General features: G+C 69.2%; 21 protein-coding genes and 1 pseudogene. 16 read left to right on the forward strand and 6 right to left on the reverse strand.

The window, feature by feature from the left end:
* Positions 1-43 precede the first annotated feature (43 nt).
* The 7 genes from ACFJI0_RS05195 to ACFJI0_RS05225 are packed head-to-tail and all read left to right on the forward strand — an operon-like array spanning position 44 to position 4214.
* Complete coding sequence (locus ACFJI0_RS05195) at positions 44-523, forward strand: Fur family transcriptional regulator (RefSeq protein WP_382323670.1); 480 nt, start codon at positions 44-46, stop codon at positions 521-523.
* Positions 520-1179 (forward strand): ABC transporter ATP-binding protein, encoded by a 660-nt coding sequence (locus tag ACFJI0_RS05200; protein ID WP_382323671.1) that lies wholly within the window; start codon positions 520-522, stop codon positions 1177-1179. The genes ACFJI0_RS05195 and ACFJI0_RS05200 overlap by 4 nt, the downstream gene beginning before the upstream one ends.
* Positions 1176-2399: an FtsX-like permease family protein gene (locus ACFJI0_RS05205; protein WP_382323672.1), complete on the forward strand. Its 1224-nt coding sequence runs from the start codon at positions 1176-1178 to the stop codon at positions 2397-2399. Before ACFJI0_RS05200 ends, ACFJI0_RS05205 begins: the two co-directional genes overlap by 4 nt.
* 4 nt (positions 2400-2403) lie before the next feature.
* Positions 2404-2643, forward strand: a complete 240-nt coding sequence (locus ACFJI0_RS05210; protein ID WP_382323673.1) for a hypothetical protein — start codon at positions 2404-2406, stop codon at positions 2641-2643.
* Positions 2644-2672: 29 nt separating this feature from the next.
* On the forward strand, positions 2673-3227 hold the full coding sequence (locus ACFJI0_RS05215; protein WP_382323674.1) for a DUF3299 domain-containing protein: 555 nt from the start codon (positions 2673-2675) through the stop codon (positions 3225-3227).
* 28 nt (positions 3228-3255) lie between these two features.
* Positions 3256-3918 (forward strand): AEC family transporter, encoded by a 663-nt coding sequence (locus ACFJI0_RS05220; protein ID WP_382323675.1) that lies wholly within the window; start codon positions 3256-3258, stop codon positions 3916-3918.
* Positions 3816-4214: an AEC family transporter gene (locus tag ACFJI0_RS05225; protein ID WP_382325519.1), complete on the forward strand. Its 399-nt coding sequence runs from the start codon at positions 3816-3818 to the stop codon at positions 4212-4214. The genes ACFJI0_RS05220 and ACFJI0_RS05225 overlap by 103 nt, the downstream gene beginning before the upstream one ends.
* A 15-nt stretch (positions 4215-4229) precedes the next feature.
* On the opposite strand, the gene ACFJI0_RS05230 is transcribed toward ACFJI0_RS05225, so the two are convergent.
* Both ACFJI0_RS05230 and ACFJI0_RS05235 read right to left on the reverse strand, forming a co-directional pair.
* Positions 4230-4679: a hypothetical protein gene (locus ACFJI0_RS05230; protein WP_382163694.1), complete on the reverse strand. Its 450-nt coding sequence runs from the start codon at positions 4677-4679 to the stop codon at positions 4230-4232.
* Between the two features lie 5 nt (positions 4680-4684).
* The gene (locus ACFJI0_RS05235; RefSeq protein WP_382323676.1) at positions 4685-5215 is read right to left on the reverse strand and encodes a GNAT family N-acetyltransferase; all 531 of its coding nucleotides are present in this window, start codon (positions 5213-5215) and stop codon (positions 4685-4687) included.
* A 180-nt stretch (positions 5216-5395) separates the two neighbouring features.
* Here ACFJI0_RS05235 and rpsP point away from each other — a divergent pair, with 180 nt between their 5' ends.
* The 6 genes from rpsP to ACFJI0_RS05265 all read left to right on the forward strand — a co-directional run bounded on the left by rpsP (position 5396) and on the right by ACFJI0_RS05265 (position 9399).
* Positions 5396-5650 (forward strand): 30S ribosomal protein S16, encoded by a 255-nt coding sequence (rpsP, locus tag ACFJI0_RS05240; protein ID WP_382159826.1) that lies wholly within the window; start codon positions 5396-5398, stop codon positions 5648-5650.
* A 16-nt stretch (positions 5651-5666) separates the two neighbouring features.
* A complete protein-coding gene (gene rimM / locus ACFJI0_RS05245) occupies positions 5667-6266 on the forward strand; it encodes a ribosome maturation factor RimM (protein ID WP_382159823.1) in 600 nt (199 codons plus the stop codon).
* Between the two features lie 99 nt (positions 6267-6365).
* Positions 6366-7142 (forward strand): tRNA (guanosine(37)-N1)-methyltransferase TrmD, encoded by a 777-nt coding sequence (trmD, locus tag ACFJI0_RS05250; RefSeq protein WP_382323677.1) that lies wholly within the window; start codon positions 6366-6368, stop codon positions 7140-7142.
* Between the two features lie 133 nt (positions 7143-7275).
* Positions 7276-7632: a 50S ribosomal protein L19 gene (rplS, locus tag ACFJI0_RS05255; protein ID WP_066268749.1), complete on the forward strand. Its 357-nt coding sequence runs from the start codon at positions 7276-7278 to the stop codon at positions 7630-7632.
* 93 nt (positions 7633-7725) lie between these two features.
* Entirely contained in the window at positions 7726-8409 is a 684-nt protein-coding gene (locus tag ACFJI0_RS05260; RefSeq protein ID WP_382159818.1) for a CoA pyrophosphatase, read from the forward strand.
* Positions 8410-8460: 51 nt separating this feature from the next.
* Positions 8461-9399 (forward strand): CobD/CbiB family protein, encoded by a 939-nt coding sequence (locus tag ACFJI0_RS05265; protein WP_382323678.1) that lies wholly within the window; start codon positions 8461-8463, stop codon positions 9397-9399.
* A gap of 108 nt (positions 9400-9507) precedes the next feature.
* On the opposite strand, the gene rsgA is transcribed toward ACFJI0_RS05265, so the two are convergent.
* The 3 genes from rsgA to ACFJI0_RS05280 are packed head-to-tail and all read right to left on the reverse strand — an operon-like array spanning position 9508 to position 12043.
* Positions 9508-10482 carry a ribosome small subunit-dependent GTPase A gene (gene rsgA / locus ACFJI0_RS05270; RefSeq protein ID WP_382325521.1) on the reverse strand — a complete coding sequence of 325 codons (975 nt, stop codon included), beginning with the start codon at positions 10480-10482 and terminating at the stop codon, positions 9508-9510.
* A complete protein-coding gene (locus ACFJI0_RS05275) occupies positions 10446-10766 on the reverse strand; it encodes a 4a-hydroxytetrahydrobiopterin dehydratase (protein WP_382323679.1) in 321 nt (106 codons plus the stop codon). Before ACFJI0_RS05275 ends, rsgA begins: the two co-directional genes overlap by 37 nt.
* Positions 10767-10780: 14 nt before the next feature.
* Entirely contained in the window at positions 10781-12043 is a 1263-nt protein-coding gene (locus ACFJI0_RS05280; protein WP_382323680.1) for a M48 family metallopeptidase, read from the reverse strand.
* Between the two features lie 83 nt (positions 12044-12126).
* Here ACFJI0_RS05280 and orn point away from each other — a divergent pair, with 83 nt between their 5' ends.
* The 3 genes and pseudogenes from orn to ACFJI0_RS05295 all read left to right on the forward strand — a co-directional run bounded on the left by orn (position 12127) and on the right by ACFJI0_RS05295 (position 16656).
* Entirely contained in the window at positions 12127-12720 is a 594-nt protein-coding gene (gene orn / locus ACFJI0_RS05285; RefSeq protein WP_382323681.1) for an oligoribonuclease, read from the forward strand.
* A 92-nt stretch (positions 12721-12812) separates the two neighbouring features.
* The gene (locus ACFJI0_RS05290) at positions 12813-14405 is read left to right on the forward strand and encodes an inorganic phosphate transporter (RefSeq protein WP_382323682.1); all 1593 of its coding nucleotides are present in this window, start codon (positions 12813-12815) and stop codon (positions 14403-14405) included.
* Positions 14406-14701: 296 nt separating this feature from the next.
* A pseudogene (locus ACFJI0_RS05295) lies at positions 14702-16656 on the forward strand (DEAD/DEAH box helicase).
* A 65-nt stretch (positions 16657-16721) separates the two neighbouring features.
* Here ACFJI0_RS05295 and ACFJI0_RS05300 read toward each other — a convergent pair.
* Positions 16722-17711 carry a hypothetical protein gene (locus ACFJI0_RS05300; RefSeq protein ID WP_382323683.1) on the reverse strand — a complete coding sequence of 330 codons (990 nt, stop codon included), beginning with the start codon at positions 17709-17711 and terminating at the stop codon, positions 16722-16724.
* Positions 17712-17731: the final 20 nt, after the last annotated feature.

Below are 17731 nucleotides of genomic sequence, written 5' to 3' on the forward strand. Positions count from 1 at the left end.
CGTATGTTAACGCAACATAGTTGCATTTATGGAGACCCAAGCCATGTCGCCACGCCAGACCAAAGAACCGGTGGCTGTACCACCCCACATCCAGACCCGGCTGGAAGCCGCCGGCCTGCGCCGCACGCTGGCCACGCGCGCCGTGCTGGGCCTGTTCCTCGCGCAGCCGCACGGCGGGCTCACCCATGCGCAGGCGCTGAACGCGCTCACCGCGCGCGGGCTGGACATCAACCGCGTCACGCTCTACCGCCTGCTCGACCGCCTGGCCGCTTGCGGCGTGCTGCAACGCCAGACCGACGACCAGGCGCGCACCTGGCGCTTCAGCCTGGCGCCGCTGGATGCGAATGCCGACGAGGGCACACCGCCGCGCTTCGAATGCGACGCCTGCCACCGGCAATTTCCGATGGCCGACGTGAGCGAGCTGGCCCGCGACCTGTTGCGCAGCCTCGCGCGCCAGGGCCACCGGGGCGAGCAGGTGGCGGTGCACGGCACCTGCGCGGATTGCCTGGAGCCCGCCGCGTGATCGAGTCCCGGGGGCTGCAATACGCCCACGCGGGCCAGGCGCCGCTGCGCATGGCCGATGTGTCGGTGGCGCAGGGCGGCACCCTGCTGCTGCGCGGGCCCTCGGGCAGCGGCAAGTCCACCTGGCTGGCGCTGGCCGCCGGCCTGCTCACGCCCGGCGCGGGCGAGATCGTGGTGGCCGGTCAGTCGGTGGGTGCCTTGCGCGGTGCGGCCCGCGATGCCTGGCGCGCGCGCCACATCGGTTTTCTGCCGCAGCAGCTGCACCTGAGCGACGCGCTCACGGTCGCCGACAACCTCGCGCTCGCGCACTTCGCCGCCGGCCTGCCGGTGGACCGCGCCGCCGTGGCCGAGGTGCTGGCGGCGCTGGACCTCGGCGCGCTGGCGAACCGCCGGCCCACCCAGCTCTCGGGCGGGCAGGCCCAGCGCGTGGCCCTGGCGCGCGCCGTGCTGCTGCGCCCGCGCGTGATCCTGGCCGATGAGCCGACCGCGAGCCTGGACGACGACGCCTGCATGACGGCGCTCTCGCTGCTGCGCCGCAGCGCGAAGGCGCTGGACGCCACGCTCGTGATCGCCACCCACGACGCCCGCGTGCGCGACGCGCTGCCGCACGCGCAGGTGCTCACCTTCGTGGCAACCCGCCCGGAGCGCGTGGCATGAACGTATTGACCCTGTCCTGGCGCTACCTCTGGTCGCGCCCGCTGGCCACGGCGCTCAACCTCTTGCTGCTCGCGCTGGGCCTGGCCTCCATGGCCTTCGTGCTGATCGCGCGCGACCAGGTGGACCGCGCCTTCGAACGCGACCTCGCCGGCATCGACGCGGTGGTGGGCGCCAAGGGCAGCCCGATGCAGCTCATCCTCGCGGGCGTGTTCCACCTGGACGTGCCGCCCGGCAACATCCCGCTGGCCGAGGCCCGCCAGCTCGCGGAACACCCGCAGGTGGCGCAGCTCATCCCGCTGAGCCTGGGCGACAACCTGGGCGGCTTCCGCATCGTGGGCACCACGCACGACTACCCGGCCCACTACGGTGCCCGGCTCGCGCAGGGCGCGCTCTGGCAGGCGCCGCTGGAGGCCGTGCTGGGCGCACAGGTCGCCGCGCGCACGGGCCTGCAGGTGGGCCAGGCCTTCGAAGGCGCGCACGGCCTGGGCGTGGGTGGCAGCTCGCACGGCGAGACGCCGTACACCGTCACCGGCGTGCTCGCGCCCTGCGGCTGCGTGCTCGACCGGCTGGTGCTCACCGCCACCGAATCGGTCTGGCGCGTGCACGACGACATGCACGCCGGCGCGAACATGGACGAGGCCGAGCGCGCCGAACTGGCCGAGGCGCTGGCGGCCGAGCGCGAGATCACGCTGGCCCTGATCCGCTACCGCACGCCGTTGGCGGCGGTGAGCTTCCCGCGCTTCATCAACCAGACCACCTCGCTGCAGGCCGCGGCGCCGGCGGTGGAGATCACGCGCCTGCTGAGCATGGTCGGTGTGGGCACGCAGGTGCTGCGCGGGCTGGCGGCCGTGCTTCTGGGCGTGGCCGGGCTGTCGGTGTTCATCGCGCTCTGGAGCGCGGTGCGCGAGCGCCGCGCCGACCTGGCGATGCTGCGCATGCTGGGCGCGCCGCCGCGGCGCGTGGCCGCGCTGCTGCTGTGCGAGGCGCTGTGGCTCGCGTTGCTGGCGTGCGCGCTGGGCCTGCTGGCCGCGCATGCGCTCACGGCCCTCATGGGCGAGATGTTGATGGCCCGGCATTCGCTGGCCATCACCGGTTGGCAATGGGTGTCGGGCGAAGCCTGGGTGCCCGTGCTGGCCTTGGGGGTGGCGGTGGTGGCGGCGCTCCTGCCGGCCCTCCATGCCTACCGTGTCGATGTCACTCAACTCCTGAATTCGAGGTAACACCATGAAGAAAACACTGTTCCTGTTCGCCGCCGCCCTGCTGTCCACCGCCGCGCTGGCCCAGCACTCCGACAAGGAGACCAGGGAAGACATCGCCCGCCACCGCGCCATGGCCGTGGCGCACGAAGGCGCGGCCAAGTGCCTGGAGGCCGGCAAGGGCGAAAAAGTCTGCATGCAGGAACTCGCGGTGGCCTGCAAGGGTCTGGCCCTGGGAAAATACTGCGGCATGCGCCACGCGCACTGACGGCCTGAACCCAACCGAGACGATTCCCCATGCGCCACCTGTTCCAAGCCTCTCGTTTCGCCGCGCTGCTCGTGATGGGCGGGGCCGTGCTGGTCGGTGCCGGGGCCCAGACCCTGAGCTCGCCGGTGCCGCCCGGCACCCCCTCGAGCCAGCCCTCGGGCCTGCCGCACGGCCAGGGTGCGGGTGTGCACAGCCCGCTCAGCCCGTTCGCGCCCCTGCCCAGGCGCGGCGACGTGGTCGCCTGGTCGACGCTGACCGACATCACCACCAAGGTGGAGAACAAGCGCATCGTGCCGGTGTACCCGGCGCCGGTGGCCGAGCTGAACCAGAAGAAGCTGCGGCTGCAGGGCTTCATGATGCCGCTGGAGCCGGGCGAGAGCCAGCGCCACTTCCTGCTCGCCTCGGTGCCGCTGACCTGCGGTTTCTGCACGCCGGGCGGGCCCGAGAGCATGGTCGAGGTGCGCACCAGCAAGCCGGTGAAGTACAAGCTGGAGGCGGTGGTCGTCGAGGGCACCTTCCACGTGCTGCAGAACGACCCCTACGGCCTGTACTACCGCATCACCGGCGCCGTCGGCGTCGAGTGACGCGCACGCCTGGCGATACCATCGCCGGGTGAACATCGCCAGCCACCCCGTCGTCGCCTCCCTCACCCCGGTCTTCATCCTGATCGGCCTCGGCTACCTGGCCGGGCGCCTGCAATGGATCCGCGATGCCGCGGTCAAGGACCTGTCCAACCTGGTCTTCCTGCTGCTCATCCCGGCCCTGCTGTTCCGCACCATGAGCTCGGTGCATTTCGAGGAACTCGACCTGCGGCCGATCGGCGCCTACTTCCTGGCCGCGCTGTCACTGCTGGCGGTGTCCATCGCCTGGCGGGGCTTCAACCGGGGCAGCGTGGTGCTGGCCCTGGCCGGCACCTTCTCCAACATGGTGATGCTGGGCATCACGCTGGTGGAACTGGCCTACGGCAAGAGCGCGCAGGTCACGGTGCTCACGCTGGTGTCGGTGCATGCGCTGATCCTGCTGACCACCGGTTCCATCGTGCTCGAACTCGCGGTGGCGCGCGAAGCCCGCGCGGGCTGCGCAGCGCGCGCCGCACGTGCTGCGCCACGGCGTGGTCGGCCTTCAAGGGCGCGCTCATCCACCCGATTCCCCTGCCCATCCTGTGCGGCCTGCTGTTCGCGCAGAGCGGCCTCACGCTGCCCACGGTGGTGGACCGGCCGTTGCAATTGCTGGGCAGCGCCTTCGGCCCGATCGCGCTGGTGCTGGTGGGCGTGACCCTGGCGCGCACACCCATGGCCGGCCACCTGCGCCAGGCCCTGTGGGTCAGCGTGTCCAAGAACCTGGTGCTGCCGCTGCTGGTGGGCCTGTGCGCTTGGGGCATGGGCATCACCGGCATGCCGCTGACCGTGATGGTGGTGGCCGCGGCCCTGCCGGTGGGGGCGAACGTGTTCCTGTTCGCCCAGCGCTACGAGGTGGCGCAGGAAGTCACCACCGCGGCCATGGGACTGTCCACCGTGCTCGCGCTGTTCACGCTCAGCCTGGTGATGACCACCATGGCCTGGCTCAACTGAGCGCCGGGTGCTCGCTCACTGGCTGATCTTGCGGCCTTCTTCGACCTGGTACTCGAAGTAGCGCTGGAAGCCGAAGGCCAGGCTGCCCATCAGCGCGACCGTGCCCATCAGCAGCGCGGCCACGAGGGCGCCGATGGTCAGCCAGTTGGTGCCGCCCGACACGGCGTCCGCCGGCAGCTGGGGGTTGAACTGGCGGTTCCACTTCTCGCGGTCGGTCAGGGCATAGACGATGGCCATCAGGCAACTGGCGGAGATGGTCGCGCCCAGCAGCGGGATCAGCACCCACGAGAGCTTGTCGTCCTGCCCGTAGAGCAGCACACGGTCCACGCCCCACAGGCCCAGCGCCGCCGGGATCGGGTGCAGCCAGCCCACCCAGTCGCCCAGGCCGCGCAGGTAGAAACGGTGCAGGCCGAGCATGCCGCCCAGCAGCGCCAGCCAGACCGCCAGCGTCTTGTTCTTGCGCATCATCGTCATGCGCCCTCGTTCGGCGGCGCACTGTCACCGGCACCCAGGGTCTTCTGCATCAGCACGATGTCGAGCCAGCGGCCGAATTTCCAGCCGCACGACTGCACCACGCCCACGGGCTCGAAGCCCAGCGCCTTGTGCACACCGATGGAGCCGGCGTTGGCCGAATCGCCGATCACGGCCATCACCTTGCGCGTGCCGGCGCGTTCCAGCGCGGCCAGCAGCTCGGCGAGCAGCGCGCGGCCCAGGCCCTGGCGGTGGGCCGCCGGGTCCATGTAGATCGAGTCCTCGACCGAAAAACGGTAGGCCGGGCGCGGCTTGAACCAGTTGCCGTAGGCGTAGCCCAGCACCTGGCCGCCTTCTTCGGCGACCAGCCAGGGCAGGCCCTTGCCCAGCACGTCGGCGCGGCGCGCCGTCATCTCGGCCGGGGTGGGCGGGGTGGTTTCGAAAGTGCCGGTGCCGTGCAGCACGTGGTGGCCGTAAATGCGGGTGATCGCGTCGAGGTCTTCGTCGCGGCTGGGGCGGATCAGGGGCATGGGTAAGGTGGGTCGCTCGGGAAGGGGGCTGGCAAAACCAGCGAACGGGCTATAATCGCGGGTTTCGTGGCGTTTCGCTGGCCGGGTGGTCAGTCGTGTGTCTCAAGCGCTGCAAATAAAGCGGGTCGCAAGATCCAGTGAAGTACCGATCCTGGTACCTCTCCACCCGAAGGATAAATCATGGTCGTCATTCGACTCTCCCGCGGCGGCGCAAAAGCCCGTCCGTTCTACAACATCGTGGTTGCCGACAAGCGCAATCGCCGCGATGGCCGCTTCATCGAGCGCATCGGTTTCTACAACCCCCTGGCCCGCGGTGGTGAAGAGCCCCTGCGCATCGCCCTGGACCGCCTGACCTACTGGACCGGCGTTGGCGCCACCCCGTCGGACACCGTGGCGCGCCTGGTCAAGCAGAACGCCGCCAAGGCCGCGGCCTGATCCTGCCCGCAGCAAGGTGAGCCACCCCGCGTCCGGCGCCTTCAAGGCGTTGCCCCTGCCCGACGACGCCGTCGAGCTGGGGCGCATACAGGACGCGTGGGGCATCAAGGGCTGGGTCCGCATCCTGCCCCACAGCGCCGACACCTCGGCGCTGATCGCTTCCTCTTCCTGGTTCCTGCAGCCGCCCGAAGCCCGCTTCGCGCGCGGCTTCTCGGCGTTCACGGGCTGCGTGGGCGTGGGCGTGGCGGAAGTCAAACCCCACACCGACGGCCTGGTCGCCCAGCTGGACGGCGTGGACGACCGCAATGCGGCCGAGGCCCTCAAGGGCGTGCGCATCTACCTGCCGCGCAGCGCCTTCCCGGCCACCCCCGAAGGTGAGTACTACTGGGTCGACCTGATCGGCCTGGACGTGTTCAACCGCGAAGGCGTGCACCTGGGCGTGGTGCGCGACCTCATGCCCACCGGGCCCACCTCGGTGCTGGTGCTCGAACACACCGAGACGGTGGACGGCACCGAGCAGACCGCCGAGCGCATGATCCCGTTCGTGGCGGCCTACATCGACGACGTCGACAAGGCGCAGCGCCGCATCACCGCCGACTGGCAGCCGGATTACTAGGCCCCCACGCTCCGCCGCTGCGCGGGTCACTGCCCCCCGAGGGGGTTGATCCCGCTTGGGGCGGCCCGGCACCGGATCGTTGACGCTCACAATACCGCCATGCGCTTCGACGTCATCACGCTTTTCCCGGAGCTGTTCGCGCCTTTCCTGCAGCACGGCATCAACCGCCGCGCCTTCGAGTCCGGCCAGGTGGCCGTGCACCTGTGGAATCCGCGCGATTTCGCCGAAGGCAACTACCGCCGGGTCGACGACCGCCCGTTTGGCGGCGGCCCGGGCATGGTCATGATGGCCGAACCCCTGTGGCAGTGCCTGCAGGCTATCCGCACCGCGCGCGCGGAGGCCGACGATGCCCGCGCCCCCGTGGTCCTTTTTTCCCCGATCGGCGAGGCGCTGAACCACGCGGGCGTCGAGGGCTGGTCGCGCAGCCAGGGCGCGGTGCTGGTGTGCGGCCGCTACGAAGGCATCGACCAGCGCTTCATCGACACCTGCGTGGACCGGCAGATCAGCCTGGGCGATTTCGTGCTCTCGGGTGGCGAGATCGCGGCCATGGCCCTGCTGGATGCCGTGGCGCGCCTGCAGCCCGGCGTGCTGACCGACGAGGGCAGCCACCAGCAGGACAGCTTCAACCCGGCGCTCGACGGCCTGCTGGACAGCCCGCACCACACCCGCCCCGAGGTCTGGCAGGGCCCGCGGGGGCCGATGGCGGTACCGGAGGTGCTGTTGGGCGGCCACCACGAGCGCATCGCCCGCCACCGGCGCGAGCAAAGCCTGCTGCTCACGGCCAGCCGCCGGCCCGACCTGCTGGCCCGTGCCCGGGCGCAGGGATTGCTCGACGCGGCGGACCAGGCTTTCCTCCGCGCTCAGGGATTGCTATAATCCAAGGCTTTTCGATCCTCTGACCGGCCGCCGCGACCGGGCCACCCCGCAAACCCGCAAGGGTCTGGACAGGGGCCCTGCCGGATTCGCGGCCTTTAGTGCAGCGCGGCCATGACCGACAAAACAGGAAATCATGAACCTCATCCAAACCCTTGAGCAAGAAGAAATTGCTCGCCTTGGCAAAGTCATTCCCCCGTTCGCCCCTGGCGACACCGTGATCGTCAGCGTGAACGTGATCGAAGGCACGCGCAAGCGCGTGCAGGCCTACGAAGGCGTGGTGGTGGCCCGCCGCAACCGTGGCCTGAACTCCAGCTTCATCGTGCGCAAGATCTCCAACGGCGAAGGCGTCGAGCGCACCTTCCCGCTGTACAGCCCGCTGATCGCCAAGATCGAAGTCAAGCGCCGCGGTGCCGTGCGCCGTGCCAAGCTGTACTACCTGCGCGAGCGCAGCGGCAAGTCGGCCCGCATCAAGGAAAAGCTGGGCGCGTAAAGCGCATCGGGCCTGGCCCGGTCGCATGCACCCTCCCGAAAAAAGCCGCTCCCCGGAGCGGCTTTTTTGCGTCTGGCCTATGCTTGCCTTCACATGACCCACGTTCTGCCCGCTTTTGATCCGCGCCTGGTGCCCATCGTCGCGGACGAGGCCGACGAGATGCTGCGCCCCGCGCAGGCGCAGCGCCTCACGCCCACCGGCCTGCGCGAACTGTTCGCCCGACCGCCGGTGTGGACGCCCGAGCTTCACCGCGAGCGCAAGTTCGTCGACCGCGCGCCCGCCGAGGCGGCGGTGCTGCTGCCGCTGGTGATGCGCGACGAGCTCACGCTCATCCTGACCCAGCGCACGGCCCACCTGTCCACCCACTCGGGCCAGATCGCCCTGCCGGGCGGCAAGCTCGACCCCGAGGACGCCGACGCCACCGCCGCCGCCCTGCGCGAGGCGCAGGAAGAGATCGGCCTGGCGCCGGATCGGGTGGAGGTGCTGGGCACGCTGCCGGTGTACGTCACCGGCACGTCCTTCATCGTCACGCCGGTCGTGGGGCTGGTGCGGCCGGGTTTCGAGCTGGTGCCCAACCCGGACGAGGTGGACGACGTGTTCGAGGTGCCGCTGGCCTACCTCATGAACCCCTTGCACCACCGGCGCCACGCGCTGGCCTTCGAGGGCGTGGTGCGCGAGTGGTACTCCATGCCCTACCTGGACGGCGACCGCGAGCGCTTCATCTGGGGCGCCACCGCCGGCATGCTGCGCAACTTCTACCGCATGCTCAGCGCCTAGGCCCGTGCGGCGCTCTGTGGCGCGCGCCCCTCACGCCACTATGATGGCGCCATGAGTTTTTTCGCCATCCTCATTGCCCTGCTGCTGGAACAGGCGCGCCCGCTCGCCTTTGACAACCCCGTTCACGCCGGTCTGCGCGGCTGGGCGCGCACCGTGCGCCGCAACCTCGATGCCGGCCAGTCCTCCCATGGCTGGGTCGCCTGGGTGCTGGCGGTGGGCGTGCCGGCGGCCATCGCGGGGCTGGTGTACTGGGGCCTGTGGCAATTCAGCTCCGTGCTGGCTTTCGTGTGGACCATTGGCATTCTTTACGTGACGCTGGGCTTTCGCCAGTTCAGCCACCACTTCAGCGAAATCCGGCAGGCGCTCGATGTGGGCGACGACGCCACCGCGCGCGAGAAGCTGGCCCGCTGGCTGCGTGTGGACGCCTCCAGCCTGCCGCGCACCGAGCTGTTGCGCCAGGTGATCGAGCACTCGGTGCTGGCCGCCCACCGCCACGTGTTCGGCGTGCTGGTGTGTTTCGTGGTGTTCTGGGCCATCGGCCTGGGCCCCTCGGGCGCGGTGTTCTACCGCCTGGCCGAGTACCTCTCGCGCAACTGGCGCGCGCGCCCGGACGGCACGCCCAGCCCGGCGCTGCAGCACGCCGCCGCGACCGCCTGGCGCTGGGTCGACCACGTGCCGGCGCGCGTGACGGCGCTGGGCTTCGCCGTGGTGGGCAACTTCGAGGAGGCCGTGGCCAGCTGGCGCGGCGATGCCGAGCGCTTTGCCCCGGGCAGCGACGGCGTAGTGCTGGCCGCCACCTCGGGCGCCATCAACGTGCGGCTGACCCCGCAGCTCGATCCGCTCACGATCGAAGACGACGAGGTGGTGGGCGACCCCGCCGCCCGGCCGGATCCGCAACTGGCCCACCTGAGCAGTGTGGTGGGGCTGGTGTGGCGCGCGGTGGTGCTCTGGATGCTGCTGCTCGCGCTGCTCACCCTGGCAGGCCTGTAGCCGGAGAGCGGTCAATCCATCCAGAACACCGTGGAACTGGCTTCGCCAGGCCACAGGTGTTGCCCCCTGGGGGGTGACGCGCCGAAGGCGCGGCGCGGGGGGAGCCTATCAATACCGGCGCTTGTCGGACAGTTCCGCGAACAGCTCGCCGTAGAGGCGGTAGCGGTTTTCGCTGATCGCCAGCGGGTCGTCGGCCGGCTGGTCCGGCTCCCCGGTCTGCACGTGTTCCAACACCCCGCAACCCGGCTCGTGCAGGTGCGTGCAGTTGTAGAAGCGGCAGTGGCCCAGCGTGGCGTTCAGGTCGGGCATGAGGTGGGCCAGCTGCATGGGCTCGATGTGGTTCAGGCCGAATTCCTGGAACCCCGGTGAATCGATCAGCGCGGTGCGGCGTTCCGCGTCCACCCAGTACCAGGTGGTGCTGGTCGTGGTGTGTTTGCCGGAGTTGAGCGCCCGCGAAATCTCGCCCGTCAGCGCGCGCGCCTCGGGCACCAGCCGGTTCACCAGCGTGCTCTTGCCCACGCCCGAGGGGCCCAGCACCAGGGTGCGCTTGTTCGCCAGCCGCTGCTGCAGGGCATCGAGGCCGGCTTCCGAGCCCTCGGCCGATTTCAGGCGCAGCGGCAATACCGCGCAGCCCATGCGCCGGTAGGGCTCCAGGCGGGCCCAGGCGCGGTCGAACGCGGGCTGCAGGTCGCTCTTGTTGAGCACGATCAGCACGTCGATGCCTTCGGCCTGTGCCGCGATCAGGGCCCGGGTCAGCTGGCTCTCGGAAAACTCCGGATCGGCCGCCACCAGCACCAGCACCTGGTCGAGGTTGGCGGCAAACGACTTGGTGCGCATCTCGTCCTGCCGGTAGAACAGGTTGCGCCGCTCGTCCACGCGCTCGATGCTGCCTTCGTCGCCGGTGACCTGCCATTGCACCTGGTCACCCACGACCACGGCGTTCTTCTTGCCGCGCGGGTGGCAGATGCGGCGTTCGCCGTCGACGCTTTCCACGAGGCAGTGGCGCCCGTGGGCGGCCACCACCAGACCGGGTTGCAGATCGGCCATCAGGCCTTCTGCAGGGCGTCCACCGCGGCGGCGCAGTGGATGTCGCTGACCGAGATGCCGTTCACGTCGTGCGTGTTGAAGCGCACCGTGCAGCGGCCGTAGCTGACGGCCAGGTCAGGGTGGTGGTCTTCGCGGTGCGCGATCCAGGCCAGGGCGTTCACGAAGGCCATGGTCTCGTGGAAATTGGCGAAGCTGTAGGTTTTCTCCAGCGCGCCGTCGATCAGCTTCCAGCCCTGGGCGGCATCGCCGTTGAGCTGGGTGAGCTGGGTCACGATTTCGGTGGCGGAGAGGGCGCGGCGGTTCTGGTGGATCGGGTTCATGGGTCGGGTTCGCGTCAGGCGGTTTGCAGGCGGGAGAGGCGTTCGCTCGCCGGCGGGTGGGAATAGTAGAAGCGCGCGTACAGCGGGTCGGGCGTGAGCGTGCTGGCATTGTCCTTGTAGAGCTTGAGCAGCGCGCTGGCCAGATCGGGGCCGCTGGTGTGGGCCACGGCATACGCATCGGCCTCGAACTCGTGCTGGCGCGAGAGCTGCGCCATCAGCGGCGAGAGGAAGAAGGTGAACAGCGGCACCACCATCATGAACAGCAGCAGGGCCAGCGCGTCGTTGGGCGTGTCCATCGACGGCGTCACGCCCAGACCGCTGAAGAACCAGGCCTGGCTCGACACCCAGCCCAGCAACGCGAAGCCCGCCAGGCTCAGCGCGAACATCAGCACGATGCGCTTGAGGATGTGGCGGCGCTTGTAGTGGCCGAGTTCGTGCGCGAGCACGGCGTCGATCTCGTCGGGGCTGAGCTGTTTGAGCAGGGTGTCGAAGAACACCACGCGCTTGGCCGCGCCGAAGCCGGTGAAGTAGGCGTTGGCGTGGGCGCTGCGCTTGCTGCCGTCCATCACGAACAGGCCCTTGGCGGCGAAGCCGCAGCGCTGCATGAGCGCGTTCACGCGCGCCTTGAGCGTTTCGTCCGACAGCGGTTCGAACTTGTTGAACAGCGGCGCGATGAGGGTGGGGTAGAGCACCAGCGCGAGCAGGTTGAAGGCCATCCAGACGCCCCAGGCCCAGAGCCACCAGGTCGGGCCGGCCGCGCCCATGAGCCAGAGCACCAGCGCGGCGATCGGCAGGCCGATCAGCGCGCCCACCAGCGTGCCCTTGACCAAGTCGCCCAGCCAGAGCGACATCGTCATCTTGTTGAAGCCGAAGCGTTCCTCGATGCGGAAGGTGGCGTACCAGCCCAGGGGCAGGGTGATGAGGCCGCCGATCAGCACGAAGGCCGCGAGCAGCGCCAGCTGTTGCAGCATGCCGCCGCCCAGCGCGTCCAGCAGCAGCTGGTTGAGCCAGTCCAGGCCGCCCAGCAGCGTCCAGCCCAGCAGCAGCGCGGCCTCGATGGCGGTCTCCAGCAGGCCGAAGCGCGCCTTGGCGATGGTGTAGTCGGCCGCCTTCTGGTGCGCGGCCACCGAGATCGTGTCGCTGAAGGCCGCGGGCACGGTGTGGCGGTGCCGCGCCACATGGCGGATCTGCCGGCTGGCGAGCACGGTGCGCACCAGCAGGCCCAGCAGCAGCAGGGCGCAGAAAACGGCGGTGAAAGCGAAGGAAGCGGTGTCCATGGGGCCGAGTCTATCGAAGACGGCCCTTTGCGCGCGCCGTGGGGCCGGCGGCCCCGGGCGGCGGATCGGCGAGAATGCCGGCCATGACTTCTGCCTCCACCGCCCCGGCGGGCACCGCCGCCGACACCCCCACCCTCGCCAAGAGCGACCAGAACCTGGTCTGGATCGACTGCGAGATGAGCGGTCTCGACCCCGAAAAAGAGCGCCTGCTGGAAATCGCGGTGGTCGTCACCGGCCCGCAGCTCACGCCGCGCATCGAGGGGCCGGTGATCGTGGTGCACCAGAGCGACGCCGTGCTCAACGCCATGGACGCCTGGAACAAGGGCACGCACGGCCGCAGCGGCCTGATCGACAAGGTCAAGGCCAGCACGGTGAGCGAGGGAGAGGCCGAGGCCACCCTGCTGGCCTTCATCGCCCAGTACGTGCCCAAGAACGGCTCGCCGATGTGCGGCAACACCATCAGCCAGGACCGCCGCTTCCTGGTGAAGTACATGCCCAAGCTGGAGGCCTACTTCCACTACCGCTGCCTGGACGTGAGCACGCTCAAGGAGCTGGCCCGCCGCTGGCGGCCCGAGGTGTACGAGTCGTTCAAGAAGCACCAGAAACACACCGCGCTGGCCGACGTGCACGAATCCATCGACGAGCTCGAGCACTACCGCACCCACTTTCTGCGCTGAACGCGCGCCCCGCGGCTTGCACCGGCGCCCCGCGCGCCGGCCTTGGGGTGTGCGATCACATGTCAAAATTGTGACGTTCACATGAGATTTGCATGACAAAAAAATCCCGTTACCGCTTCGTTTCGAAGCACCAGGAGGTGCTCCAGCTGGGCGCCGCGGTGCTGTTCCTCCTCCTGGTCGGGCTGTACGCCTCGCTCACCGGTGCATCCACCGCAGGCCTGGCGACTTCGGCGATGTGGCTGCTGATCGTGGCGGCGGCGGTGGGGGCCTACATCGCCATGAACATCGGCGCCAACGACGTGGCCAACAACATGGGCCCGGCGGTGGGCTCGGGTGCCATGACCATGGGCTGGGCCATCGTCGTGGCCGCCGTCTTCGAGGCCCTGGGCGCCATCGTGGCCGGTGGCGACGTGGTCGGCACCATCAAGGGCGGCATCATCGATCCCAATGCCATCTCGGACCCGGCGCTGTTCGCGTGGGTGATGTTCTCCGCGCTGCTGGCCGGCGCGCTCTGGCTCAACCTCGCCACGGCCGTGGGGGCCCCCGTGTCCACCACGCACTCCATCATCGGCGCGGTCATGGGCGCCGGCATCGCCGCCGGCGGCTGGGGCCTGGTCAACTGGGAAACCATCGTCCAGATCGTGATCAGCTGGGTGATCTCGCCCCTGGCCGGCGGTGCGATGGCCGCCGCCTTTCTGTACATCATCAAGCGCAGCGTGACCTACCGCAGCGACATGATCGACGCCGCCAGCCGCGTGGTGCCCATCCTGATCGCCGCCATGGTCTGGGCCTATACCACCTACATGCTGCTCAAGGGCCTGGGCCAGATGGTGCATGTCGGGGTCCCGACGGCCATGGGCGCGGGGGTGGTGCTGGCCGTGGTCGTGTGGGCACTGATCCGCAAGCCCATCGCCAAGCACGCCCGGCGGCAGGAGAACAGCAAGAACGGTGTCAACCGCCTGTTCACCTGGCCGCTGGTCTGTTCGGCCGCGCTGCTGAGCTTCGCCCACGGCGCCAACGACGTGGCGAACGCCATCGGCCCGCTGGCCGCGATCTACGAAGCCGTGAAAGACGGCGCCATCGCCACCAAGGCCGGTACGCCGCTGTGGATCATGGTGCTGGGCGCGCTCGGCCTGGCGGTGGGGCTGGCGCTGTACGGCGCGCGGCTCATCCGCACCGTGGGCAAGGAAATCACCGAGCTGGACAACATGCGCGCGTACGCCATCGCGATGTCCGCCACGCTCACGGTGATCGTCGCCTCGCAGCTGGGCATGCCGGTGTCGACGACGCACATCTCCATCGGCGCGGTGTTCGGCGTCGGCTTCCTGCGCGAACTGCTCAAGGTGAACTACGCGAAGATGGAACGTGTGGTGCGCTCAGGCCACCAGGGTGCCGACCGCGACGTGGTCGAGGCCTACCTGAGCCGCTTCGAGGCCGCCGAGGTGAGCGAGAAGAAGCGCATGCTGGCGGACATGAAGCGGCTTGCCAAGCAGCGGGAGCTGGCGCAACCGGAAGATGCGGTGTTCGCCAAGAAGGAACAGAAGGCGTTCAAGAAGGCCTACAAGAAGGAAATCGTCAAGCGCTCCGTGGTCATGCGCATCGTGGCGGCCTGGATCGTCACCGTGCCGGCCACCGCCGTGCTGGCGGCGTTGCTGTTCTACGTGGTGCGCGCCGTGCTCAATTGAGCGCGGATGTAAAGACTTGGGGTTTTCCCGAATCCATGCCATAATCAGCGGCTTCGCAGGCAACTGCGATGATTTGTGCATCTGCCTCACACACCAGGCCCCCCGCAACCGCAGGATGGGGCCTTCGCTCCCGGTGTCACGCTTCTCTCTGTGACCCATGGCGCGTCGATCGTTTGATGGTTGATGTTTTGTAACCACGAACGGATCCGACGCCCCGGAGCTGCCACCTTTTCAAGGTAGGCCGTCCCTTTAGCGTTTGCATTCGATCAATTGCGCCCTCTGGCGCATGGACGAACATGAGCGACTCTTTTGAAGCCCGCGGCGATTTCTCGCCCGAAATCCTCTCTGCCGACACCGAGGCAGACCTTTCCACCCCCGTGATCGCTGAGGCCGCAGAGGCCATCGAGCCCACCGGCCCCAACGGCTTCGAGCTGTTGGGCCTGGCGCCCGAGCTGGTGCAAGCCTGCGTGGACCTCGGGTACACGCAGCCCACCACCGTGCAGAACAACGTGATCCCCAAGGCCTTGCTGGCCGAAGGCGAGCAGCGTTTTGCCGACCTGATGGTCTCCAGCCAGACCGGCAGCGGCAAGACCGCGGCCTTCCTGCTGCCCGTGCTGCACACCCTGCTGCAGCAACGCGCCGCCGCCGACGCCAAGGAGCGCGCCGACCGCGAACAAGCGGTGGCCGACGCCCTGGCCCGTGGCGAAGCACCGCCCAAGGCGCCCAAGCGCAAGGACCCCACCAGCTCGCGCAACTTCAAGGCCGCCACCCCCGGCGCCCTGATCCTGTGCCCCACGCGCGAACTCGCGCAGCAGGCTGCGCAACGACGCCATCGACCTCGTGCGCCACTGCCGCGGCCTGCGCATCGCCAACGTGGTGGGCGGCATGCCTTACCAGTTGCAGATCGCGCGCCTGCAGAACGCCGACCTCGTGGTCGCCACCCCCGGCCGTCTGCTGGATCTGCAGCGCTCGCAGCAGCTCAAGCTCGACCAGGTGCAGTTCCTCGTCGTCGACGAAGCCGACCGCATGCTCGACCTGGGCTTCTCCGACGACCTCGCCGAAGTCAACGCCCTGACCAGCCAGCGCCGCCAGACCATGATGTTCAGCGCGACCTTCGCGCCGCGCATCCAGCAACTCGCCATGCGCGTGATGCACGACAACGGCAAGCACGCACAAAAGGTGCAGATCGATTCGCCGCAAGAGCAACACGCCAACATCAAGCAGGTGCTGTTCTGGGCCGACCACGCCGACCACAAGCGCAAGCTGCTCGACCACTGGTTGCGCGACACCACCATCAACCAGGCGGTGGTGTTCTGCAGCACGCAGATCGAATGCGATGGCCTCGCCAACGACCTGCAGCAATCCGGCTTTGCCGCCGTGGCGCTGCACGGTGCGCTGAACCAGGGCATGCGCAACCGCCGCCTGATGGCACTGCGCAACGGTCAGGTGCAGATCCTGGTGCGCCACCGACGTCGCCGCGCGCGGCATCGACGTGCCCACCATCACCCACGTCTTCAACTTCGGCCTGCCGATGAAGGCCGAGGACTACACGCACCGCATCGGCCGCACCGGCCGTGCCGGCCGCGACGGCCTGGCCGTCACCTTCGCCGAGTTCCGCGACCGCCGCAAGATCGGCGACATCGAGGCCTACACGCGCCAGCGCATCAACGTCGAGACCGTGCCCGGCCTCGAACCGCGCCAGCGCGCACCGCAGCCCGAGTTCGGTGGCCGTGGCCGTCCGGGCGCAGGCCGTGGTGATCGCTTCGGTGGTGGTGGTGATCGCAACTATGCCGACCGCAGCAACTTCAACGCCCGTGGCCCCGCACCGCGCGGCCCGCGTTTCGAAGGTCGCCCGGAAGGCCGCTTCGACGCCCCCCGCGTCGACCACAGCCGCCCGGAAACGCGCTTCGACCCGCGCTTCGAAGGCCGTGCCGAGCCGCAGCCGCGCCACGAGAATCGCTTCGACAACCGGGGTGAAAACCGCTTCGAGAACCGCGGTGATCAAGGCGGCTACCGCAACGACACGCGCCCGGCCAGCCGGGGCTTCGGCGACCGGGGCGCCGCCCCGGCGCGCACCGGTGGCAAGCCCGGTGGCTTCTCCAGCTTCGGCCGCAGCGACAAGGGCGGCGAGCAACGTGGTGGCTTCAGCGACCGTGGCAACGCTGAGCGCGGCGCCATGCGTGGCGAGTTCGCGCCGCGCCGCAACGAAGGCGGCCCGGCCCGCCCGATGGCGCGCCGCGCACCGCGCTGATCGATCCGGTCATCCATGAAAAAGCCAGGCCCTAGGGCCTGGCTTTTTTTGCACGGGCGACGGCGTCAGGCCGGCACAGGTTGTGCGTCCAGCGATGGCGCGTGGCGGGCGATCGCCATCACCACGCCGGCGAGCCGGCGTTGGCGGATCTGATCGTGCAGTTCGTGCAGACCGCAGTTCGCGACCCGTGTCTCCAGCCGCGCCAGGGCGTCGCGCGCGACATCCGGGTGCTCCTCCAGGTAGGCTTCCAGCGCTTCGGGCGCGCTGTCGGACATCGCGTTGCGCGCCATGCACAACACGGCGAGCACGTCCGCCGCATCGGGCGACGACGCCAGCAGCGCGACGAACGCCTGAGGCGCCGCGAGTGCGCCCAGAAGCACGTCGCCCACCTCGCTGCAATGGTGGAGGCCGAGGCTGGCCAGGGCGAGGAGCGGGGCCGCTTGCCCGGCTTCGAGCAGGCCCTGCGCGAGCATCGACGCCTTCTCGACGTCCTCGGTGCATGCCGCGATGAGCGAGGGCAGGGGGACGACCCCCCTGTGCAAAAGGCGCTCGAACTCGACCGGCGACAAGGTCTTGGCCGCCTCCGCCACGCGCTGGCAGGCGTCCTTGATGTCGCGCTCCAGTTGCTGCACGATGGCCTCGTTGTCCTCGGTGATCTGCCTCACCGTCAGGACCGCCAGTTGCGCCAACGCTCGGGCCGGGATCAGCGGAACGCCCAGCGACGCGGTGCCGATCGTCAGCGAGAACGCCAGACCCATCGGAGAGGCGTTCCCTCGGGTGGTCGCCTGGTAGATGTCTTTCCCGAGCGTGGCGGCCCACACCGCCGTGGCCCCGAGCATCGTGGCGCTCCCTGTGGCGAACACACCGGCGAGAAACCAGTAACCACAGTGCGAGAGCGAACTGGGCAGGCGCGAGTGGATGAAATCGTTCCTGGCCTGGATGGCACGGGCCACCTGGTCTTCCAGGTCCTGCAGCGAGGGCACGGTGTCCTGCGGCTGAAGGGCGATCGGGTCAAGTGAGTCGTGTGAGATGTGCAAAGGGTGAAAGGCGTTCATGCACCCTAGTGACCACCGCG

Source organism: Hydrogenophaga sp. UC242_53, from assembly GCF_042696965.1.
GTDB lineage: Bacteria > Pseudomonadota > Gammaproteobacteria > Burkholderiales > Burkholderiaceae_C > Hydrogenophaga.